This is a genomic window from Dyadobacter sp. CY347 (assembly GCF_021502655.1).
GTDB lineage: Bacteria > Bacteroidota > Bacteroidia > Cytophagales > Spirosomataceae > Dyadobacter.
This window is the reverse complement of sequence record NZ_JAKFFT010000004.1, coordinates 544,767-568,139: the sequence shown is the minus strand read 5'-3', so window position 1 is coordinate 568,139 and position 23,373 is coordinate 544,767. Positions and strand designations below refer to the sequence as shown.

General features: G+C 47.6%; 20 protein-coding genes. 4 read left to right on the top strand and 16 right to left on the bottom strand.

From position 1 onward, the window contains the following. Nucleotides 1–150: 150 nt before the first annotated feature. Entirely contained in the window at nt 151–645 is a 495-nt protein-coding gene (locus L0659_RS10525; protein ID WP_235125921.1) for a hypothetical protein, read from the bottom strand. 7 nt (nt 646–652) lie between these two features. Continuing rightward, nucleotides 653–1,810 carry a zinc-dependent alcohol dehydrogenase gene (locus L0659_RS10520; RefSeq protein ID WP_235125918.1) on the bottom strand — a complete coding sequence of 386 codons (1,158 nt, stop codon included), beginning with the start codon at nt 1,808–1,810 and terminating at the stop codon, nt 653–655. Nucleotides 1,811–1,968: 158 nt separating this feature from the next. On the opposite strand from L0659_RS10520, the gene L0659_RS10515 reads away from it, so the two are divergent. Further along, the gene (locus L0659_RS10515) at nt 1,969–2,883 is read left to right on the top strand and encodes an LEA type 2 family protein (protein ID WP_235125917.1); all 915 of its coding nucleotides are present in this window, start codon (nt 1,969–1,971) and stop codon (nt 2,881–2,883) included. A gap of 45 nt (nt 2,884–2,928) precedes the next feature. Here L0659_RS10515 and L0659_RS10510 read toward each other — a convergent pair whose 3' ends face one another. From L0659_RS10510 to glgX, 4 genes are all read right to left on the bottom strand, one after another. Then, on the bottom strand, nt 2,929–3,525 hold the full coding sequence (locus tag L0659_RS10510; RefSeq protein WP_235125916.1) for a hypothetical protein: 597 nt from the start codon (nt 3,523–3,525) through the stop codon (nt 2,929–2,931). 82 nt (nt 3,526–3,607) lie between these two features. Beyond that, nucleotides 3,608–4,294, bottom strand: coding sequence for a DUF421 domain-containing protein (locus L0659_RS10505; protein WP_235125915.1), 687 nt, complete (start codon nt 4,292–4,294; stop codon nt 3,608–3,610). Then, nucleotides 4,291–5,007, bottom strand: a complete 717-nt coding sequence (locus L0659_RS10500; protein ID WP_235125914.1) for a DUF421 domain-containing protein — start codon at nt 5,005–5,007, stop codon at nt 4,291–4,293. The genes L0659_RS10505 and L0659_RS10500 overlap by 4 nt, the downstream gene beginning before the upstream one ends. 15 nt (nt 5,008–5,022) lie before the next feature. Then, the gene (gene glgX, locus L0659_RS10495) at nt 5,023–7,224 is read right to left on the bottom strand and encodes a glycogen debranching protein GlgX (RefSeq protein ID WP_235125913.1); all 2,202 of its coding nucleotides are present in this window, start codon (nt 7,222–7,224) and stop codon (nt 5,023–5,025) included. A 281-nt stretch (nt 7,225–7,505) separates the two neighbouring features. Between glgX and L0659_RS10490 the strand changes: the two genes are divergently transcribed. Beyond that, nucleotides 7,506–7,949: a hypothetical protein gene (locus L0659_RS10490; protein WP_235125912.1), complete on the top strand. Its 444-nt coding sequence runs from the start codon at nt 7,506–7,508 to the stop codon at nt 7,947–7,949. Between the two features lie 108 nt (nt 7,950–8,057). Here L0659_RS10490 and L0659_RS10485 read toward each other — a convergent pair whose 3' ends face one another. From L0659_RS10485 to L0659_RS10450, 8 genes are all read right to left on the bottom strand, one after another. Continuing rightward, the gene (locus L0659_RS10485; RefSeq protein WP_235125911.1) at nt 8,058–9,545 is read right to left on the bottom strand and encodes a family 43 glycosylhydrolase; all 1,488 of its coding nucleotides are present in this window, start codon (nt 9,543–9,545) and stop codon (nt 8,058–8,060) included. Between the two features lie 52 nt (nt 9,546–9,597). Next, complete coding sequence (locus L0659_RS10480) at nt 9,598–10,668, bottom strand: family 43 glycosylhydrolase (RefSeq protein WP_235125910.1); 1,071 nt, start codon at nt 10,666–10,668, stop codon at nt 9,598–9,600. Between the two features lie 37 nt (nt 10,669–10,705). Continuing rightward, nucleotides 10,706–12,250, bottom strand: a complete 1,545-nt coding sequence (locus L0659_RS10475; RefSeq protein ID WP_235125908.1) for a RagB/SusD family nutrient uptake outer membrane protein — start codon at nt 12,248–12,250, stop codon at nt 10,706–10,708. A 31-nt stretch (nt 12,251–12,281) separates the two neighbouring features. Beyond that, on the bottom strand, nt 12,282–15,383 hold the full coding sequence (locus L0659_RS10470; protein WP_235125907.1) for a TonB-dependent receptor: 3,102 nt from the start codon (nt 15,381–15,383) through the stop codon (nt 12,282–12,284). 157 nt (nt 15,384–15,540) lie between these two features. Then, on the bottom strand, nt 15,541–16,023 hold the full coding sequence (locus L0659_RS10465; protein WP_235125906.1) for a hypothetical protein: 483 nt from the start codon (nt 16,021–16,023) through the stop codon (nt 15,541–15,543). 167 nt (nt 16,024–16,190) lie between these two features. Next, nucleotides 16,191–17,216, bottom strand: coding sequence for a YsnF/AvaK domain-containing protein (locus L0659_RS10460; RefSeq protein ID WP_235125905.1), 1,026 nt, complete (start codon nt 17,214–17,216; stop codon nt 16,191–16,193). Between the two features lie 47 nt (nt 17,217–17,263). Further along, nucleotides 17,264–17,692, bottom strand: a complete 429-nt coding sequence (locus L0659_RS10455) for a YsnF/AvaK domain-containing protein (RefSeq protein WP_235125904.1) — start codon at nt 17,690–17,692, stop codon at nt 17,264–17,266. 2 nt (nt 17,693–17,694) lie between these two features. After that, nucleotides 17,695–18,054, bottom strand: coding sequence for a YtxH domain-containing protein (locus tag L0659_RS10450; protein ID WP_235125903.1), 360 nt, complete (start codon nt 18,052–18,054; stop codon nt 17,695–17,697). 213 nt (nt 18,055–18,267) lie between these two features. On the opposite strand from L0659_RS10450, the gene L0659_RS10445 reads away from it, so the two are divergent. Further along, a complete protein-coding gene (locus tag L0659_RS10445; RefSeq protein ID WP_235125902.1) occupies nt 18,268–18,690 on the top strand; it encodes a response regulator in 423 nt (140 codons plus the stop codon). Nucleotides 18,691–18,771: 81 nt separating this feature from the next. After that, nucleotides 18,772–20,064 (top strand): sensor histidine kinase KdpD, encoded by a 1,293-nt coding sequence (locus L0659_RS10440; protein ID WP_235125901.1) that lies wholly within the window; start codon nt 18,772–18,774, stop codon nt 20,062–20,064. Between the two features lie 58 nt (nt 20,065–20,122). Here L0659_RS10440 and L0659_RS10435 read toward each other — a convergent pair whose 3' ends face one another. Both L0659_RS10435 and L0659_RS10430 read right to left on the bottom strand, forming a co-directional pair. Further along, nucleotides 20,123–20,527: a response regulator gene (locus tag L0659_RS10435; RefSeq protein WP_235125899.1), complete on the bottom strand. Its 405-nt coding sequence runs from the start codon at nt 20,525–20,527 to the stop codon at nt 20,123–20,125. Beyond that, entirely contained in the window at nt 20,524–23,325 is a 2,802-nt protein-coding gene (locus tag L0659_RS10430) for a PAS domain S-box protein (RefSeq protein ID WP_235125897.1), read from the bottom strand. Before L0659_RS10430 ends, L0659_RS10435 begins: the two co-directional genes overlap by 4 nt. Between the last annotated feature and the right edge of the window lie 48 nt (nt 23,326–23,373).

Genomic DNA, 23,373 nt, shown 5'->3' with positions numbered 1-23,373 from the left:
TTTATGAAGTCTGCTGGTCATAGGATAAAGGTGTCGAATTGAAAAAAAAACTCCCATTTAATAAGAATTGTGCCAGACAAGATTGGTCATGAAAAAAGACCCGCCTGCTGTCAGTGCGGATCTTTTTTAAATTTGAAAAATATGAGCTGGTCAGTCGTCGTCCCGCGAGCGCGACTTCATCAGCAGAACGGCCACCGTAATGACTGCTGCGCCGGTAAGCACCTTTTTTGCCAATCCTATTTTGTTGAATTTCAGCTCGGATTTCAATCCGTGCTCGGCGATAAGGTCCGGTATGTGACCGTTTTTCAGATCTTCACCTATTCCTTCCATCATGTTGATCCGGTCGGCTACCAATAGCGCCAGCCAGTGTGTCCAGGTGGATTCGCTGTATCTGAATGCAAAGCGCCGCAACTGCCCGCTAAGGCCTGTCGGCGGATTGGGTGTGCCGAATACGGCTGTCAGTCCCGGGCGTTCGTTGGAATGTAGTACTTCAACCAACGCGGGTTGCTGTGCCGGGCGCTCCCAGACCATTCCTTTGTTGTCGTTTTCGTTCCGTTTCTTGATCGGATAGTTTGGCACGTCCAGCGGGTCCGCATCAATGCCCCATCCGTTAATGTGGCTGTAATCACTTGCTGTCTTTTTCATATCGAGCTTATTTTCTGGCTGATGGTGGGATAAGAACTGTTTTAATACAATTATCAAGTTTCGCTGAGAAAATGTGGTAGGCATCTCCTACTTCTTCCATCGGAATCCGGTGGGTAATGATCCCTTTCGGATCGAGGCGTCCAGCCTGCACGTGCTCGATCAGCCTTGGAAGTAACCGTTTCACAGACGCCTGATTGGCCCTGATCGTGATTCCTTTGTTTACCACATTACCGATCGGGATCAGGTTGCCCGTAGGACCATACACGCCCACAATGGAAACAATCCCGCCTTTTTTCACTGAATTAATTGCCCAGTGCAAAGCGGTAGCAGAACCAGCCTGGAGCATTAACTTACGTCCTGTAATGGTCTGCAAGGCATCTCCTGCCGCTTCGCAACCCACAGCATCGATACACACATCGGCTCCGATCCAGTCGGTTGTTTTCTTGATAAAAAGCACAGGATCTTCCAGTGAGCGGAAGTTATACGCTTCGCATTGCGCATATTGTTTTACAAATTCCAACCTGTATTCAATGTGATCAATGACTATCACCCTGCCTGCACCAAACAGCCATGCCGATTTCGCTGCCATGATCCCGATTGGACCTGCACCGAATATCACAACTGTATCACCGGGTTTGATCCCACCCATTTCAGCAGCCTGATAACCTGTGGGCACTACGTCGGTCAGAAGCACCGCGTCGTCATGGTCCATGTCATCCGGGATGAGCGTTGGGCCAAAGTCTGCATAGGGAACGCGGACATACTCCGCTTGCCCACCATCAAAACCGCCCGCCGTATGCGAGTAACCGAAGATCCCGCCCACCGCAGTTGCCTGTGGATTGGACTCGTGGCAGTTTCCATATAAGCCCTGCTGGCAAAAAACACATTTTCCGCAGGCAATGTTAAAGGGAACGAGGACTGAATCACCTACTTTCAGGTTCTGTACTGCGTCGCCCACTTCTTCAACGACGCCGATGAATTCATGGCCAAAGGTTGTCCCGATCCGTGTGTCGGGCACCAATCCATGATATAAATGCAGGTCTGAGCCGCAAATACAGGAGCGGGTAACCCGCACGATTGCGTCACTGGAATGCTCAATCTCAGGCATTGGCTTATTCCGGTCTGCTCTTACGCGGTAAGGTCCGCGATAATTCATTGCTAACATATTTTGTTTCCTTTCTTAGTTAGTGATGATTAATATTCTGTTGATCCGCGCCTTACTAAAAAACCATTCCTCAGAACATTCGTTGAATGGACGGCAAATCACTGATGGCATGAGAATTATAGAGCGCGGGGGTAGCGTACTATCTAAATTTTGTACTTATGCGGGTCAATAAATGGTTAATCGTTTTGCTGGTGTTGGCAATCCTGGCGGGAGTGGGGATCTGGTGGTGGAAGTCTCCTTCTTCCGAAAAAGTAAAAGAGCAGGCAGCAGATAAGGTGATGCCTACCATTGGGGTGGCTTCAACGAACATTACCGACATTGATGCCGAACGGATCAAAATGAGCAGTAAGGTCATACTTCATAACCCGCTTCCGGTGGATATCAAGACAAGCCGTCTCAACTACATGATCTACATTGATTCGGTGAAGGTGATTGAAGATGCCTATGAGAAACCCATCAACATCCGTTCGTCGGACAGCACCACGCTGACGATGCCGATGGAACTGCTCGTCAAGCCCATGACCCGCGTGCTTAAATATTTTGATGATAATAAAATCGATAGCGCGGATTATGCAATGAAAGCCTCTTTTGAAGTGGATGTGCCTATTGCCGGCGAACGCCAGTTTACAATGAATGTTTCGAAAAGGTTACCCGCATTAAGGATACCCAAAGTAAAAGTGAAGCATGTGGATTTGAATGCGCTTGCGTTGAAAAGTAAGGGCATGGATATCGAAGTGGAAGTGTTTAATCCCAATTTGTTTCCCCTCAAACTGAGCGACGGGAAATTTGAATTCAAGATTGAAGATGCACTGCAAATGAATGGAGTACTGGAAAAGACCATTTCAATTCCCGCAAAAGGCAGCCAGAACATTTCCATGCATGCAAAAGTAACCGACGGGAATATGCTCAAAACCGGCTGGAAAATGCTGACGGATAAAAACGACACGCCGTTTGCATGCAAGTTCGCGGGGACGGTCGATTCTGAAAACAAAATGCTTAATAAAAGCAAAATGGTCACAACCATAACCGGCACACTCGATGAAATTCTGAATGCTGTAAAGAAAGCGGACTAAGCTAAATAGCTATTCCCTTCAAACATTCCGCTGGGAGTAAAATCATTATCTCAATAAAGCTATCAACCGATGCATGTCATCCATTTCGCTTCTTTTTTTGCTGATAGCCGTTTCGATGATCGTGTCGAGCCGGTTGTTAAATGTTGTGAATTCTGATTGGAGCGATTCGTAGCAGCGTTGCAGACCCGCTGCATATTCCTGATGTGCCGCAAGTGTCTTTTTGGGATACTTCTCATACTCCATATACTCGACACTGATTTGATGACTGAGCGAATCTGCCTGCCACTCCCCTATTGGCTCCGGCACTTCCACCGGCGGACGGCAACCCAGGAGATATGTCTGTCCCGCAAAAGCATAATGGACGATCAGAACGGAGACGCGGACCTTTGATTTATTGTTCCGCCCGGGCTGATATACGGAAACCGGGTAAATCCGTTCGCACAGATCATGCCGACCATTCAAAAAGTCCAGCTCTGGCAAAACGAGCTGCTGATTACTTTTTAAGGCACTAATATGGGTGTCAATCTGCTCGGCAGCAAAATAAGCATCCGGCCATTCTTCGATCAGGTCATTTACCTCGTTTGTTTTTTTGAGAAACAGCGCGTCGAGGTCATATTGGGAAAATAATTGTATATTTTTCATGGGTAAGGATCGGATATAGGTCTATATCTTTTTCCTTAAAAAATTAATGCCGCATCGCTGATTCTGCCAGACGATTTTCAATCTATTTTACTGCATAAATAAAAGCCTTGCTGTCGCAGTTTTTACATTGCTGATCCGTCGCATTTCCCTCAGGCGCAGTTCCACATAGTTCGCAGACAAAATCATCGGCTTCTTCACTGATTTCCTGCTGATATTCTTTGTCCCAAATGGGCAAAACAGGCAATCCGGGCACTTCGTCATATCTCCTCATCAGGGTAAATGTGCCCCCTGCTTCGAAATACAATCTTTTTACCTGTCCTAAATGCCGGATGCTTTTGCTGCGAAGCTGGGCAAAGGCCCTTTCCCTGGTTATGCCCACTTTTTTCATGTTGTGTAAATTCAGCCGGGAGTCTTCGATCAAAGGGGTAATGTCCCCTTGCGTGATTGTTTCCAGTGTTTCACTTTTGGTGGAAAGCTTCGCAATTAGCTGCTGAACAGAAACGACAATGATGGCTATCACCACAGCCGCCAGAATTCCCCGGTCTGGCGATTGCAGCGGAACACCGATGGCCGCAGCTAGGGACACCATCGCAACCATTTCATTGCGGCTTAGCTGAGAGGCCATCCGCTTGCCCATGAGCCGCATGGAAACCATAAGTATGAGGTAAATAATGGCAATGCGTAACACCACTTCCAGGTAAAATGCCGGAGGCACATCCCCGATAAATATGCGCTGCCAGTCATTGATGTGGATATCTTCTGGTTTCATGAATCGGCAAGTTGGGATTTAATGGAAATGGTCGCCGATATCCATGTTTTGGCATTACAAACGTCGCATACAATGTCTGGATCCGTAGAATCTGTAACATGGCCGCAGGTTGCGCATGCGCGGCAATCCGCTACTATTTCCTGCGAATAGCAGTTCACAGCTTCATCACTGGGAGGAAAAATGGGCAGGCCGGCGGCGGGCTCCTCTGTTTTGTAAATACTAAAAATGCCACACGCCTCCAAATATACACGGCCGATATCACCCAGATTATAGATATTCTCACTTCTCAGCGCTGAAAACAGCTGCTGCCGTGAAACCTTTGCTATATCCATTTGATCCAACAGAATACGGCCATTCTTGACGAGAAGCTGTGTCTCTCCCTGGCTTATCTTTTCAAATGCTGGGCTTTTGGTTTCCGTGATGTTCAGGCCGCGCTGAAATATCAATGCACAGATCAGGATCATAATGCCCATGAGCACGCCGAGTTGCGGAATCTGCATGGCCGGCGAAACGATGGCCCCGAGGGTAACCATAACGGCCAGCTCCGAAACAGTAAGCTGGCCGCCCATTCGTTTTCCCATCGCCCTGACAATGATGAGCAAAGCCACGTAAATGATAAACGTTCTTAAAAAAACTTCCACCAGGAATTCGGGAGGCGCTTCTCCGAAAAGTATGCGCTCCCAATCCCAGGGCTGTATATCTTCTTTCTTCATTATTTCAGATAAAATCTAGACGCAAGTATTTTTCCTTATTCCCGCATCCGGGCATTTCAGCACCATAACTGAGCTCGCCGGCACTGACATTATATCACCGGGCTTGAAATCATCGCCAGACTCGGCAATCATTCCTGCATTAGTGTCAATCACAATGCACCACCCGTCACCGCATTCGTCTGATGGCAATACAAAGTCAAGTGCTTCTTTGGAATTGTTGAAAATGAGGAAAAAACTGTCGTCGACAATGCGCTCGTTATCCATATTCACGCAACGGATCCCTTTTCCATCGAGGTAAACGCCTATCGCGCCAGCGCAGTTGTTCTCCCACTGTTCGTCACTAAGCTGGTTTCCATCAGGCATAAACCACATAATGTCCTTCGCCTCGGAACCATGAAGCGGCAAACCCTGAAACCACCTGCGTCGCCGGAAAGTCGGATGTTCTTTGCAGAACCGGATGAGGGATCTGGTAAAATCAAGCAGCTGATTATCCGCCTTCTCCCAGGAGATCCAGGATATTTCATCATCGTGGCAATAGCTGTTGTTATTGCCTCCCTGTGTACGGCCCAGTTCGTCTCCCGCAACCAGCATAGGAACGCCCTGCGACAGGAACATGGTTGCCAGGAAGTTTCTTTTTTGCTTGTTACGGAGGTCTATAATGGTTTTGTCATCCGTTTCACCTTCTACACCACAGTTCCACGACCTGTTGTTATCGGCTCCGTCCTTGTTATCCTCACCGTTGGCCTCATTGTGCTTTTCATTATAAGAAACCAGGTCATGGAGCGTGAAGCCGTCGTGGGCTGTAATGAAGTTAATGCTCGCAGTTGGCCGGCGGTAATCGCCCCGGTAAAGGTCGGGGCTGCCTGTAAAGCGGTTGGCAAATGCGCTTACATCCAATTCTTTGCCACGCCAGAAATCCCGGATCTGATCACGGAACATATCATTCCATTCCGCCCAGCCCGGAGGAAATTTACCTACCATATAACCTTTATCACCAATGTCCCAGGGCTCAGCAATGAGTTTAACACGTGAAATGATCGGATCCTGGTGTATGATATTGAAAAAAGAACTCAGATTATCAGTCTCATGCAGGGTCCGCGCGAGGGTGGACGCCAGGTCGAAGCGGAAACCGTCTACGTGCATTTCGGTGATCCAGTAACGCAGGCTGTCCATGATCAGGGCAAGTACATTGGGCAGCTGCACATTCAATGTGTTTCCCGTTCCCGTGTAGTCCATATAAAACCGCTGATCTTCCGGGATCAACCTGTAATATGAAGCATTATCAAAGCCTTTGAACGAAAATGTGGGGCCGAGATGGTTGCCTTCTGCGGTATGGTTGTACACCACATCCAGGATCACTTCGATCCCCGCTTTATGAAATGCTTTCACCATATTTTTGAACTCGATCACCTGCTCCCCATTGTGTCCGCTGCTGCTGTAACGTGCATCAGGCGCAAAAAAATTGAGGGTGTTATAGCCCCAATAGTTGGTAAGGCATTTTTCCAGTAAATGCCTGTCGGCCACAAACTGGTGGACGGGCATCAGCTCAATGGCGGTGATTCCCAGCGAAGTAAGGTAGTCAATGATAACCGGATGCGCCAGTGCTGCATAAGTCCCCCTAATTTCTTCCGGAATGTCCGGATGCGTCATTGTCAGCCCTTTGACATGCGCTTCGTAAATGATCGAATCGCAATAAGGAATGTCCGGGCGCGTATCGCCTTCCCAGTCGAATTCACTTTCAACAACCACGGATTTGGGAATAAAGGCTGCGCTGTCGGATTCGCTGAAACTCATATCTTCATCCTTATGTCCGATAACGTAGCCAAACAATGCATCGTCCCATTTCAGGTCTCCCGCCAAGGCTCGGCTGTATGGATCTACGAGCAGTTTATTGGGATTAAAACGGTGCCCTTTCTGAGGCTCAAACGGCCCTGCAACCCGATAGCCATACAACTGGCCGGGTTTGATATCGGGTATGTACACATGCCAGATGTGGTGTGTAACTTCTTCTATCTTGATCTTAATGTATTCTTCCGTATCGTCTACGGATTTAAACAGACATAAATCAACTTCCTGCGCATTTTCTGAAAATACTGCGAAGTTGACCCCTTTGCCGTCAAAAGTAGAGCCAAGTGGGAATGGATTTCCTGGTAACACTTTAAGCCGCCTGGATTGTGGCGCTTTAATCAATTCGTTTTCTATGTGTCTGTCCGCCATGTTGTTGTGCGTGATGGATTAAATTTTAATTGTCCTCCTGAAACATCATTATAACCATATTGAGGTAATGTTTCAATGTTGGAAGCGGTTGTTGTAAACTAAGCTCAACCTTGCGCCGAATTATAAAATGTATGCCAAAGTCCCTTGCGTTATTCCAGGCGGGAATATATTACCTGACTTCCAGCCTGATTTGGGCGGCGGTATAATCTTTGTAAGCATAAAGGCCATCGTTCACGGCACATTAACCCGTGGCGCATAAACCCATCACAATAAAAGATTACATGATGAAACCAGCCACCAAAACGCTTCTGGCTGCCGCGACGGCCACATCCGCCATGACGCTTTTCAGCTACATTGCTTCGCACAAGGAGGATGAAAATTTCAGCGAACCCGCATTGCTTGCTACACTCCTGGAAAGGTCTCTTGACATTAAAAAGGAAGCCTCTCCCCCGCTCGGATGGATCACGCATTACCTGATCGGCGCCGGGTTTGGGGTCGGTTACAAGTTGTTGCTCAAATTGGGAAAAATACCAGCCTCACCACAAAACGGACTTCTGTACGGGGCCTTTGGCGGTGCGGTAGGGATACTTTGGTGGAAAACCATGCTCGAGAACCATCCGAATCCACCAAAAACACACCGAAAAGGATATTACACCCAACTTATGATTGCGCACATGATCTTCGGGCTGACAATGTCTGCCTTTAAGGATAAGCGGATTGTGTAAGGAAAGCTTGGATCACTAATGCGTCCGCTGGACACGATCAGGAGGGGACTAGTATCAGATAATTCAGGAAGCCCACCGTGCGTTTGATAGACACGGTGGGCTTTTTTATTAGTTGTTCTTAAAGACGAATTTCTCCACAACCGCCACTTCACCTGCAACCCCTTTGGCAAGGATTCCCGTGCGCACTGCCCGGTCCCACGGAGGCAGGAATGTGATATCAGGATTGGCGATTTTCAAATCGGTAAAAGCAGATCCGTTGAGGCTGTAATGGAAACTGATTTCAGTATTATTCTTTACGATCATTTTGATAAATACATTCTTACCCTTCGTTGCAATCGGAAACTTGCCCAGGCTGCTCTTCGCGCCATCTTTTACAATGGTAACACCAATGCTATCCTGCTTGGCAACCGCGTAGATCAGGTTTTTGTCATCACCGATCAATGCTACGCCAGCCAGTGCACTTTTAGCGGGAATGGTCTCCACAGTTGCCTCATAATTAGGACCTTCTATCCTTCTTGCAATGAACAGCTCGCGATCATCTTTTAACTGCAAACCGATCCGTCCTTTTTTCAGCTCAAACGCCGGCTTATTGAAAACTGACCAGCTCCATTGCAAATCGAGTTTTTCGTTGTTGAAATCGTCCGTTACCGTGAATGCCTTCGGGCTGTCCGCCGGGGAAAGATATTCGTCTGTAAAGCGAAGCCAGTTATCCGGAGTGAATTCAAAACCGCGTACCAGTGCCTGACGGCCTGTATATTTGTTCGAAGACTTATCGTAAGCGTGATACATGAAGTAGTTTTTGCCCTGATAGGTCACAGCGGTTCCGTGCCCCGGACACATCCACTCCCCCTGCCCGGTCAGGATCGGGTTTCCCTGATATTTCTCCCAGGGGCCCATCAGGTTTTTGGAGCGTGCGATACCCGTTGCGTACGTGCACCCAGGCCCGCAGCAGCCAGCCGCCGCATAAATTGCATAGAAATAGCCATTGTTTTTAATTACTGAAACACCCTCTACAAGATTCGCTTCCCAGGGCGTATCATTTCTGAAAAGTTCTTTTTTCTCGCCTATGAGCGCAGTCCTTTCTTCATTGATCTCCTGGATCCAGATCGGCGTTGCTTTTCCTACACTATTGCCGTCCTCTTTCCAGATCAGGTGCAGCTTGTTGTTCTCGTCCCTGATCGGGAAGCCGTCGATAGAGCCTGCTTCCTGGCAGACCAGCGGGCCGTGATCTTTGAATGGTCCTTCGGGTGTATCGGCACTGGCAACCCCAACACACAGGTTACCACCCTTTTTATGTGCAGTATAATAAACATAAACTTTGCCGTTCTCGTAATTCAGCTCGGGAGCCCAATAGTAATAGTCGGCCCAGGAGGTCAGGTCGGGGAAGATAGATCCGGTCTGTTTCCAGTTTTTAAGGTCACTGGATTTCATCACCGGAAAGCCCGGTGCCCAGTTGGAACTGGTTCCCGCCGCATAATATGTATCTCCAACTTGAATGACCGAAGGGTCCGCGAAATCGCCGCGGATTACTGCCTGCTGTGCATGGGCAATGTGTACGAATGCCAATAACAGCAGGCTAATGCTCAATTTTTTCATAAACGACTTTTAAATGTAAACTGCTTTTCCGGCCCAAATATAAGCCAAATCGCTATTCCCCCGAGGGAACGGTGATGGCTTGTCCCGTTGAAACAGGTTCTCCAAAGCTTGGCAGGCCGTCGGCAGTCCAGGTAAATTTCTGCATCCTGACATTCCGTGAACCGCCGCAGCCCTGCCCTGAGGCTGAATTAGCATGGTAAATGATCCAGTCTTCCTTACCGTTTTTTGATTTAAAAAAACCATTATGACCCACGCCGAATGCATTGGCCGAAGCCAGGCCTGTGAAAACCGGATTGGCCACCTTTGTCCAGCTTGCCGGCTTTAATGGATCACTTCCTTCCTGCAAACGCATAAGGCCCAGTGAGTAACGGTCGTCACCGCAGTAACTTCCTGAATATACCAGAAGCGTCTGTCCAGCCGGATTTTTAAGGATTTCGGGACCTTCGTTCACAGGAAACCCTCGTTTTTCCCATTCAAACTGCGGATCGGCTATTTTAACCGTCGGTCCGGCAAGCGTAAATGGGTTTGCCATCCTGGAAATGTATAGGTTTTGCGTCAAATCAGTGGTTCCACCCGCAAAAGGGCGTCCTGACCAGACCATGAACATTGTGGTATCCTGCTGAAAAACGGTCGCATCAATGGACCAGAGATCAGCCGGCTGCGTTTTGAGCTGGCCTTTATCCGTCCACGTTCCCTGCGTCGGATCTGCATTTGCATTTTCCAGCACCCACATGCGGTGGGTACGGTCATCTCCATCCGAGCCGGTGTAATAGATATACCATTTACCGTCCAGAAAAAACAACTCCGGCGCCCAAATATCCCGGGAATTTCCGCCAGATGCAGGCGGATTGAAGACAGTAACCGGCGTCACATCTTTCAAACGGCTCATCTTACCTGTTTTCCATATCTGGATCCTGTTGCCCAGCGTATGCAGATAATAGTACGTTGTATCCTTCTGAAAAACCCAGGGGTCGGGTGCGGCATTCAGTAAGGGGTTCGAAAATGTAGTTGCCTGCTGCTGCCCGGGCTGCGGGCTCTTTGCTTCCTTTTTGCAGGATGCACTGATAAATAGAAATGAAAGGCACCAGATAAGGACTGGTTTGTACCATGTTTTGAATGTCATAACGCTGGTTTAAATGCACATTTATTTTTTCGAATGATCAATAACGCGGGTTCTGCGTCAGGTTGGGATTTAAATCGATATCCGATTGTGGAATGGGATAAAATTCGTTCCTGCCTTCTTCGAAATTAGTAAATTCCGGATCACGTACGGCAAGTTCCTTCCCTAAGTCGCCCCAGCGCTGCAAGTCGGCAAACCGCCAGGTTTCACCTGTCAGCTCGGTAATGCGTTCGTGCTTGATCTGGGTGAGAAACTGTGCTTGCGATAAGCCTGGCCGGGCTTGGGAAAGCGGCCGCAAGCCTGCACGCACGCGCACCATGTCTACGTAAGGATAAGCCTGCGTTGTCTGCCCCTGTGCATTGAGCGCCTCGGCATACATCAGCAGAATGTCGGCATAGCGCAGCAAGCGGTGGTTATTGGGCGAACGGAAACCTTCTTCGGTCCGGCCTGCTTCATTATCATTCAGTTGTTTTCTGAACCACACAGCACTGCTTTCGCCTGTATTAGTGCCGTAACGGCTGGCAAATGTTTGTCCATAAACCATTGTAAAATTAGGCCCGCGAACGTCCGTCGAGTCGAACAGCAATGTTGCGGCAAGTCTTGGGTCCCGGGTGCCCAGGGCGGTATTCTCTTTTTTGAACTCCCCTACCAGCCAGCGACGCGCACCACCATCTGAGAAGCCAACACCCCGCGGGGCATAAAACTGGGCAATCGAAGTCCCGGTGTTATTGATCCGGGTTTCGTCCACGTCGTCGTCTGTGTTTTCGTTGGGATTAAAGCGGAATTGTATTTCAAAAACGGATTCGCTGTTATTCTCTGTGGAAGCTTTGAAATTGTCCTGATAGTTGGCTGTAAGCGTATATAAGCCTTTTCCCTCACCTGTAATAAACCACGCCAATGCGGTCGCCGCTTCCTGATTTTTGTTTTGCTGCAAATACGCTTTTCCCAGCAAGCCCATTGCCGCACCGCGCGTGGCCCGGCCCAGGTCGTCGCCTGTGTAGCTCAGTGGTAATGCTGGTGCCGCTTCTGTCAGGTCTTTTACAACCTGTGCCCACGCCTCTTCACTGGTTGCATTAGACGGACGGTCAGTTGGTTCGGAAGGTTCAAGAATGATGGGCGGCCTTCCAAAATAAAGTGTCAGGTTAAAATAAAACAGCCCGCGCATGAATTTCGCTTCACCGATAATTCGGCTTTTCAATGCTTCATCCATCTCGATCCCAGGAACATAAGCCAGCACCTGATTGGCCCTGAAAATGCCGATAAACAAATTCTGCCAGGTGCCGGCGGTTAGTCCCTCATTATAGTTGGTCTGGTTGAAGCTCATGACATTGTTCAGTGTAATGTCGCCGCCTGAGCCATAGCCTTCGTCCGAGCGCAGCATGCCGTGATAGAACAAAAACCGGGAATACAGTGTGGCAGTCCGGTGGAATGTGCTGTAAACCGCATTGATCCCCTTGATAGCATCGGCCTGGCTTTTCCAGAAAGAGGCAATGGTTGGGTTATTTGGATTAGGCTGATCAAAGTCACGGTTACAAGCCGTAGTTACCATTAAAATGATTGAAGTAAGCAAAAATATCTTTTTCATGTTGATGTCTTTTGAGATAAATGGCTGCTGATCAGAAACCCAGGTTGAGACCGAATGAGATAATGCGCGACGATGGATATCCACCCAGGTCGACGCCCGGTTCCAGGTTGAAATTCGCTCCTACCACATCAGGATCGAGGCCGGTATATTTGGTGAAAGTCAGCAAGTTCTGAGCGCTCACATAAATCCTCGCATTGCTCAAAGCTAGTTTCGTGGTGACAGCTTCGGGAATGGAATAAGAAAGCTCCACATTTCTCAGCCTCAGATATGAGCCGTTTTCGAGCCAGCGGTCCGTATTGCCGCGAACATTGGAAACAATCCCGCGATCGGCACTGGCAGGGTCGCCTGCCGCTCCCGTGGAATAAGAAACACCCAGGCGGGGAAAGTCAGTATCCGTATTTTGCGGAGTCCAAGGGTTAATATCGCGGCGATAGTTGGAATAACCCATTCCATCGATATCCCTTCTAACATCATTGTAAATTTTTTGCCCGAATGCACCGTAGAATTGGACATTCAGCGACAAGCCCGACCATGAGCCATTCAGGATCAAACCGGAAGTCAGTTTCGGCCAGGGACTGCCTGCAAATGTGCGGTCGCGATCATTGATATCATCATTGGTTCCCTGGTCAATGCGATTTACGTAGCGGACATCGCCTGGTTTTGCATATGCTGCCTGCGCTCTGTGCGCCTGGATCTCTTCGTCGTTCTGGAACAGACCGTCTGTTTTGATCAGATAATATTCCCCAATCGAACGGCCAACCTGCGAACGCGTGTTGCCCGACTGAATGTAATTCCGCGGCTCTCCGGTTTCCTCATCCACGCCCAGGTTACCCAGTTCAAGCACCTTATTACGGATCAAACTAAAATTGGGTGCAATGCTCCATGTAAATGGTCCTGATGTATGGCGATAAGCAAAATCCAGCTCAATGCCCTTATTCTCAATGGAACCGATATTGACCAACGGATCGCCTTGCAGATTACCTATATAAAGAGGCAGCGGTAAGGATAGCAGAACGTCTTTGGCCACGGAGCGGAATGCATCAATGGTAATGGCGAGCTTATTATTGAACAGCACCAGATCGGCCCCTATGTTGGTCGTTGCCTTTTGTTCCCACTTGATATCTTCATAAACCAGCCTGGCTTGCGTAGCGCCCGGAAACTCCGTTTGCCCCGATCCGAAAACTGCGCGCGGCGCCTGGTTCAAGAAACCGGTAAACTGGTAGTTGCTCAAATTTGCCGATCCCAGGACACCATAGGATCCTCTCAGTTTCAGTTCATTGACAATGTCGGATTTGAAAAATTCTTCATTGCTGATTTTCCAGGAAGCGGCTGCTGACGGGAAATATCCCGTGCGGTGCGCAGGCGAGAAACGCGAGTCCTTATCGGCCCGGAAAGTGAATGTGAGGTAATATTTCTCTGCAAAATTATAATTCAACCTGCCCAAAGCAGAGTTAATGAGCGTTTGCGAACGGGTTCCGGTTGCGGTCATCCCGCCGCTGGCTGAATTAATGGTCGTAAAATACTCCCCGCCATACACGCCAAGCTGCAAACGTCGCCCGCCAACGTCATCATTGCGAATGGTTTGCTGGGTATAGCCTACTACACCGTTTAAATTATGTTTGTTAAATGTAAAATTGAAGTTTAATGTATGCTCAAACAAATAGCTCAGAAACTGCGCCCGGGTCTGCCCTACGCTGCTGAATTCAGGCGACTGGTTCCAGTACCAGAGTCCTTCCTTTCTGATACTATTGGTTTTGTCAAAACTGGTTTCCAAACCTGCGTTGAAGCGGTAAGTGACGTTTTTGAGGATCTTATAATCGATGAAAGCATTACCCAGCACTTTGAAAAAATTGGAAGTCGAGCGGGTAATGTCGTTGATGGCAGCCTGGTTCCTGGAAAACGAACGCGCATTGAACGAGCCGTAACCCCACCCACCCGGATTGGAAGTGCTTTGCAGGTCGGCACTTTGAACCGGGATGATCGGCAGGCTGGTCCAGATGTCATACCACGCATTTCCCTCCGCAAATCCGCCCTGAAAAGGCGAATTGCGCTCAGTGCTGGACACCATCAGGTTTTCCCCGAAAGTAAATTTATTACGCGTTGCTTCCGTATTGATCCGCATAGAACCGCGTTTAAAATCCCTTGCTTTGAGCACACCTTCGTCGGCGAAATACGAACCGGAGATCAGGTATTTACTATCCTTCCCTCCACCGGATAAGCTTACATTATAGTCCTGAATGCTTCCCGTTTGCAGGAGCTCATCGGCCCAATTTGTATTTACAGTCCCATTATAATCGACCACAGATGGCTGCAATGCGTAACCTGCCGCCTGGTAAGCGCGGGTATTTGTTGCCACATATTCCTGTGCATTCATCATATCCCACCTTTTGGGAAGCGACGAGAGCCCAAACCGTGCAGACGCATCCACTTTCAGTGCGCCTTCTTTTCCTTTTTTGGTAGTAATAATGATTACGCCATTAGCAGCCCGGGAGCCGTAAATGGCGGCCGCCGAAGCATCTTTCAGGACCTGGATCGTTTCTACATCATTGGGGTTAACCGTCGTGTTGGCATCGGCCAGCATCCCGTCGATCACATAAAGCGGACTGGCATTTCCAAACAATGTACTCAATCCGCGTATATTTACAACCGCTTCCTGCCCCGGTGCACCGCCGTTACGGACAGCAACGCCCGGGGTCATTCCCTGCAATGCTTCCGGTACGGAGCGGGCAATCCGCTTGTTTGTATTTTGGGCATCTATAATTCCCGTCGCACCTGTCAGATCCGAGCGGCGTACCGACTGGTAACCAATCACCACAAACTCTTCCAGATTTTGCGCATCCTCAGCGAGCTGAATCGTGTAGCTGGTCTGATCTGTAACCGGCACTTCGGCAGGCAGATAGCCTATAAAAGTAACGCGGAGTGTCTGGCCGTTCTGGGCTGTGATTGTGAATTTTCCGTCAGCATCTGTAATGGTAGCTGCGTTCGTCCCGGTGATAACGACCGTTGCGCCAGGTAATGATTCGCCCGTTGCGGTCTGCACAACTCCGGTTACATCTCTGCCCTGGGCGAGGGCAATGTGAACACTGGAAAGGATGATAAAGAAGATTTGAAACAGGGTATAATAATAACGCATAGCTGATGGGTTGATGAAATTAGAAAATTGTACCTATTATATAAAAATTATGCCAATTTCAAGGTATTACTTGTAACGACAATAGCACTGAGTACTCGGTCCTATCACGGCACTCAATGCTATTTTCATAAAAATATAAATGCGCTTTGACCACCGATTATGGCTTGCTATTATGCTTTGTCGCTTCGTTTTTGTAGTTATTGGTTTTCCCTGTATGGTTCTTCACATTCTTCGGCGCAGAACCACTGCCTTTTTTCATCGTAGTATCCGATTCAGTAAGGTTTTTCTTGCGTTTGGCGACGGCTTCTTCCGAGTTTAGAAGCGATTTTGAATCTTCACTTTTTGAGTATTTACCCACGTCATTCGCATTGTCATTCGCGGCGCCGCCAGGGCGTGCACTCGATTTTACGTCAGCATTGTTTGCGCTGCTTTTGCCCTCTGGTTTTGGATTGGATGGAGTGGCAGCCGGTTTGCTGCTCTGGCTTTGATTTTTACTGGAAGCGGCAGATTTCTGAGTGGCAGACTGTCCTTGCTTGCTCTTATGGGTAGATTGCCCGCCGGAAACAGTTGCATTTTGCGAATAGGATATGGTTGTTGCAAATAGCATAGCAGCAAGAAACGAGATTATTGGCTTTTTCATAATTGTTAATGTTTGATGATATAATGTTGTGGCATCGCGCCATTCCAGGCGGATGATATTATAAAAGGCATGCCACTCGGCTAAGATTAATCACCAAACCATTTATTCCGGGCACAAAAAAAATAGGCACCTGTAAAGGTGCCTATCTGATATGCTCAATATACGCGTTACAAATCCAGGCCTGATCTTCTCAAACGCTCTTCGTCTGTAAGGTCTTCTGTTTCAACTTCGGTGTGACGCAATGTTTCGTTGATCAATTCATCGCGCTCTTCCACGGTTTTGTTTAAGCTAACTTCCTCCACAACCCGCGCTTCCTTACTAACAACCGGAATTTCTGTGAATTCTTTCATCTCGATTGTGCCTTCCGTGAATGTATTGAAGTCAGAATCCGTGGCAACACGGTCCACCGGAGTTCTGTTTACATTCACCTGTTCCTGACGCAAACGAATGCTTTCCTGAACCGGGCGTTCGATAATGCGGCTTCTCAAACGGACACCGCCCGTTTCGATTTCACGTTTACCCACCTGCAATTCTTCTTTGATTACCGGCAAGGATTCAGATTGATTGTCACCTACGAATTCATCGTCTCCTACAAATCGATTATCTCCTACAAATGAGTCATCTGTTAAGCTGGAATCATTTGTGATGCTGGTATCGTTGGTAACAACATCCAGTGATCTGTTTGGATATGGATCAACCGTAGTGTCTGTATAAGGATTTACCGGAACCTCGGTTACATCCTCCGAGTATCTTTCGCTACCTGCATATTTTTCATCTCCAGTATAAGCCTGGGTCGACCCAAAGCCTGCATTAGCAACATAATCCGGATCTACTTCATTTTTCGCTGCCAGATCATTCACATCAACAGCGCCGTATTGATCCAGGATGGCAGCTGCTTTTTCCGCTTCATCTGCGTCCGCTGCGTGTACTGTTACAATTGTTCCGCGCCTGCCTGCTTCTGTGTAGCGTTTTGTTTCGTCTTCGTCCCCATCAAACAGATCTTTAAAGAAATTTCCGATGCGGTCCATCACATCATCATTATCATCATTGATCGTCGATGTTTCCTGGTCCGATTTGTACGATGCTGTTTTGATATCTACATCTCCACCTGCGAACCCATTTGCCAGTAAATAGTTTTGCGCTTCCTGCGCATCACTTTCATATTCAAAAATTCCAACTACTGTATTAGCCATGATTTCTTATTTAAAAAGGTATTGGTTTGTTGATTAGCCGCCCTCTCTTAAATTTCCATGCCTGAAGCGTCCCGGCAAACCGTGACTTCTTCTTTTCGCAGTATTTGTGAAAATGTTTTCTGATCCTGGTCCTGGTGTTTTGTAATATGAATTTCTTCAACGAGCATCAGCCGCTTTTCGACTACCAAAACCTCCTTTACGACCGAAAAAATGGTAACGTCCCCTTCCTGCCTGACGGCTGGGGGGGCCGAATCCACATACTGGTTGATCTCCTTTCGTTCTACAGTCAACACATCGCTGGTAACCGTAGCGTCCACAAAGACTTCTTCCTCCAAAACTTTTTTAGAAACAGAGACAGTGCCTGTTTCTATGAGTTTGGAGGAAATCATCAGCTTTTCTTCGATAACCGGGATCTTCTGCGTTTCCCCGGAAGAAAACACATGACCGGCCCCGGCATCATCGATGTTGGAAGACATTATTATGAGTTCTGGAATTTATCCACAGTCTCTTTCGTCTCATCGGCAAGATGTTCAGCGGAACCTTTCGCCTTGTCAGCATATGAATTTGCTGCGTCTTTGGCCTGATCTGTCAGTGAGTTTAATTTCTCTTTTGCTGCACCAGCTACGTCGGCTGCTTTGGCTTTTGTTTCTTCCCATTGGTTTTTCAGTTTGTCTTTTTGCTGATCTGCCAGGTCTTTAATTTGCTGACGTGTTTCTGCGCCGGATTTTGGGGCAAAAAGCATAGCTGCCAATGCACCAACCGTTGCTCCTACAAGCACACCGATGACAAATCCACCATTGAAATCTTCCTTGTCTTCATAATGATATTTCGAGCTCATGACATTATTGTGTTTAGTTGAGCCTCGTGTACTGCTAAAAATGTGCCAGGGGAAAAGTCAGGCATAATGCTGCATAAGAATGCGGCCTGAACTTGCCAAGTTATTTGCAGTTACTCCTTGATTTAACATTAAAGCTTTTTAGCTTTGGCAAATTACATGCTGCGAAAGTATGTTTGTGATTCCATTGAATTCTTCGCTTCACAATTATATAGCATGAATAAAAACGGCCCTATTGTCATCATAGAAGACGACCTGGATGACCAATTTGTATTAGAAGAAGTTTTTAATGAGCTGGGATATCCCAATCCGAGAATGTATTTTTCGGATGGTCAGACGGCCTTACAATATCTTTATACGGTTGAAGACCGGCCCTTCATCATCATTTCAGACATTAACTTACCCCAGCTTAACGGGCTGGAACTGAGAAGGAAAGTGCAGACAGACGCTGAACTTAGTCTTAAATGCATTCCTTACGTTTACTTCACCACGGCGATCAACCACCAGGTTGTGATCGATGCGTACAGCACATCAGCGCAAGGTTTCTTTGTAAAGCCCGGCGAATTCGAAGAAATTAAGGAGACTATCAAAGTAATGATTGACTACTGGAAAAAATGCGCTGCCCCAAATAATTTCTGACCTTAATATAGAAGCTGGCTCTGTAAAACCCCGTTCGTAAAATTGCCAAGCCACTTCCGTGGTGTTTACAAATTTTTCGCTTTGAGTATCCTTTCAACGTCCTGGTTTAAATTACAGTGGGAACGACTACCCGGTCATGCTGATGACTTTCCCCTGCAAAGCCGAATTTATCATTTCGTTTGCCTGGCAACCATTGCCGCAATGCTCTACGTGCTGTTTTACAGTATATCCGTACAGATGGTGGCATACGCATTGGTCACCGCGATTCTGATCCCGCTGCAAATATTCCTTTTTTATATGTCGCTGTTCAGGAACCGCACGGCATTGTCCATGAAAATTTACATCCTGATCATTCACGGATTTTTCTTTGTAGGTTACCGTTTGGGCGCTGGCATTGCAGGTTCTACGCTGTTATCGTTTTGCATTGTGTACTTTTTATCAATGTCAATCCTGCCCCGGAAAGAGTACGCATTGCTTACCATCGTCAACCTGGGCACAGTGGCGGCATTGCTCGTCGCAGAATTTAATGATCCCGGTTTTGTGCTGGCCCGGTTCACCGACCGGAGCGAACATTTCATCGACATTGCGTCCACGTATGCCGTTAATATTATCCTTATGCTCGTCGGGTTGGGCTTTATTCTTCGGAATTATACGCAGGAAAGGGATAAGGCAGAAGAAAGGGCGATGCTACTTGATGATCTGCACGAGGAAAAAGCCCGGCTGATCTCGGTCATTTCACATGATTACCATACGCCGCTTACTGCATTAAAAAATTATCTGAATGTCCTTGAAAAATATGAATTAAGTGGTGACGAACTCCGGACACTCACTACGGAAATGCGGCACTCCATTGTGAATACACAAAGTCTTTTGAAGAACCTGCTGGACATGACCAAAGAAGCGACCGAGCCTGCGGACACAGCAAACCGGACAACTTTCCCGGTCCTGCATACGGTTGATCAAACATTAAAAGTGTACGCCGATATAGCCCGTTCGACTGGTCAAGCTTTAAATGTAACGATCCCGGAAAAGCTGGTCATTAACAGCAACCCGCATTTGTTTGCCATTGTAATAAGAAACCTGATCAATAATGCGGTCAAATTCTCGGGCCCCGACGCCATAATTTGTTTTTCTTACGAAGACCAGAATCCTGATCATTTATTCTGCATTGCAGATTCCGGCCCGGGAATTCCGGATCTTAAGCAAAAGGAAATTACAGAAAGCTGGGAACATACACACAGGAATGTGTCGCGTTCCGGGGCGATGGGCCTTGTCCTGGCGAGAAAGTACGCAGCAGCATTGGGCGGGCAGTTATCCTTTGAGACGGAGGTTGGTAAGGGAACGACATTTACCCTGAAAATTCCGAGAAACTGATTGGACAAATAAAGATAGAAGCCCCAATTTTCTCCCTAATGCTTAAAAAGGCCTGCTTTTATTCACTCTTTGTATAAATCTTCCCAAACACTTCCTTGCTCAGCGGCTTGGAATAGTAGCCTTGTACAAGCGGATGCTCCTCCGCGCTCTTGATGTCCTCCGGATCGATGGATGAAGAAAGAATATAAATATCAATTTGTGAACGCACTTCACCTGGAAACAAACTGACCTCGTTCAGAAATTCCCAGCCGCTCATTGTGGGCATATTAATATCAAGAAAGAGAACAGTTTCCCCATAAGCCGTTGATTCGCTGAATGTTTCTTTTATAGATGACAGGGCTTTTTCAGGATCGGTAAATAGCTGGATGCTGGCTGCGGGCGCAACGTTGGCGATCACATATTTACAGACCATGTTGTTGATCGGATCATCATCGACGACGATAAATTGAGCAGGTAAGTTCATAGAATTGGGTTTTGACACAAATCCGAATGAAACTCAATTCTGAATTCGGTGCCTTCATTTACATTACTATTCACATGGATCTTTCCTCCGAGCATTTCCACCTGTGTTTTGACCATAAATAATCCCAGTCCTTTTCCTTCCACATGCTGATGGAAGCGCTTATATAAACCGAATAATTGAGAGCCTTTCCGGGCAAGATCAATTCCCATGCCATTGTCGCGGATGCATATATTTACCCGGCCTTCGTCCAGGCTGCTGCTGATGTCAATGACGGGCGGGAGATCGGGCTTGCGATACTTGATGCTATTGATGATCAGGTTATAAAAAATGCTGTACAGGTAAGTTTTAAGCGTAAACAATTCCTGCACGGCCCTGAAATCGGTGTGAATGGTAACCTGTTCTTTATCAATAATATTTTGAAGGCTCGACCTGATATTATCGACCAAATGCTGCAAGTTCACCGGTTCTTTGCTTTCGCTTACTTCGCGTTTGATCCGCAGGATTGTGTTGAGATCTGAAATGACATCGTCCAGCCTTTTTACATTCAATAAAATACCTTCTAAAAATTCTTCCTTTACTTGTGCAGGATAAAAATCCTGGCTTATAAGCTCACCCAGGCCGATAATGTTCGCCACCGGCGCACGCAGGTTGTGCGAAACGATGTAGGCAAACTGGTCAAGACCTTTGTTGGATTCCGTAAGCTCATTGGCATAGTTCCGCAAATTTTCGTTGAGCTCGCGTAGCTGAGATTCGGATACTTTACGCTCTGTCACATCCCTGAAATATGCTGAAAGCCCGTTGGCGGAGGGATATGCCGTGATTTCAAACCACGCATTGTCCATTTCGTAGTAAAACTCAAAATGCTGGATCGTGTTAAGCTCAACCGCCTTGTGATACGCCTTATAAATGCTTGTATCGATGATGTGCGGAAACACGTCCCACAGGCTCCGACCGAGTATTTTTTCTTTTGGAAGGTGCAGCAGGATCTCAGCTTCTTTGTTCCAATAATTGACGACCCAATTCCTGTCCAATGCATAAAATCCGTCCCCTATGCTTTCCAGGATCACTTTCCTTTCTTCAAGCGCTTTGATTACCTTTTCGTCGGCCCGTTTTTGCTCGGTCACATCGTGCAAAACACCATATATACGCACCGGTTCTCCCAGGCTGTTCTGCTCGATCTGGGCCTGCACGTGCAAATGCCTGACCTGCCCGTCCTTCCTGATAATGCGGTGGTGGTAATCCGCTGGCTGCCTGGAATCCAATACGAGCTGATTGCTTTTAATCACGTGTTCCAGGTCATCGGGATATACAAACGATAACCAGGATCCGGTAGACTGAATGTTATTATTACTGCCGAGGCCGTAGATGCTGCATGCTTCATCGGACCACACACTCATATTTGTGGTCAGGTCCGTTTCCCAGCTGCCCAGATGCGCAATGGCCTGGGCCTGACTCAGACGCCTTTCTTTGTGTTTGAGCTCCTCATCGGCGATCTGTTTTAACCGTTCCTTTTCAAAAAAGTCAAGTGAATGGGAAATTTCCATCGCCGCTTCCTCCAATAGCGTGATTTCAGCTTCGGTGAAAATATCTGGTTGTGATGCGTAAAGGTTGAATGTCCCTACAATTTCCCCCGATCTTTTTATAGGCAAAACCATGCACGACTGGTAACCTGCCAATGCCGCCAGCGTCTTCCACGATTCAGAAATAAAGTCATCCTGCGTGTTGTTCGTCACATAATAGGGCTGAGTTTCCAGAACCGCACGCAGCAGCGCTTGTTCCTCCGCTGCATCTGCAAAGCCAGACAAATATTCCTCCGGCACGTCCTGTTGTTCTACAACATTGAGTTTTTCTGTTCCACCCATGTACATTCCGACCCATGCTCCCTGAAATTTCCCGGTTTCACAGGCAATCCTGCAAACTTCCCTGAGAACAGTCTGAGCATCCTGCGCGTGTACCACCGTGTGATTAACCTGGCTTAAAAATGCGTATAACCTGTTGAGATGCAGGATTTTTTCTTCGCTGACCTTCTGCCTTGTGATATCCCGGAAATTATCCACAATCCCATTCACCGCGGGCTCATGCAAAAGGTTGGTTACCGTAGCTTCTATCCAGCGCCAGGTGCCATCCTTATGAAGCATCCGACCGGTGTGTCCTGGTATGGCCGTCCCGGGGTTAGCGAATACTTTGGTCATTGTTTCCGACAATCCGGCCAGGTCGTCGGGATGGGCCTTGGAGAAAATGTCCATATTCAGAACTTCTTCGGCGGTATAACCCAGCACATTCTTTACAGCCAGCGATACATATGTGGGCTGCGCTTCTTTATTAAGGATAACCACCGCATCACTGCTATTTTCAACAAGGGTCCGAAAACGCCTTTCACTGTTGGTAAGTTGTTGCAGCAGCGCCTGTTGCTCACGCTTCACCTGATATTTTTCAAGGGTTTTATGAATGGCAAACGGCAGGCGGCCGGTCTGGCTTTTTGTAATGTAATCGTCAATGCCGACGGCCAGCATTTCGTCGGCCATTGCGTCGGATATGGCATCGGAAATGATCATGAACGGGATCGTAAGGTCCAATGTCCGGAGGATTTCCAGAGCCTGTACACAATGAATGCCGGGTAAGCTGTATTCAGCGAATATAATGTTGGGAGAAGATTCCGTAACGGCCGTGATGAATTGTTCGCGGTTGCCAGCCACTATTATTTCCGGAAACAGTTGGGCTTTGTGCAATACTTGTGCTACAATGTCCGCTTGATCCTGTGAATTTTCCAGATAAACTATTTTCAGACTACTCTTCATTTTGAACCCATTGGGATGTGTGCAAACGGCCGGAACCCGATTTAAAAA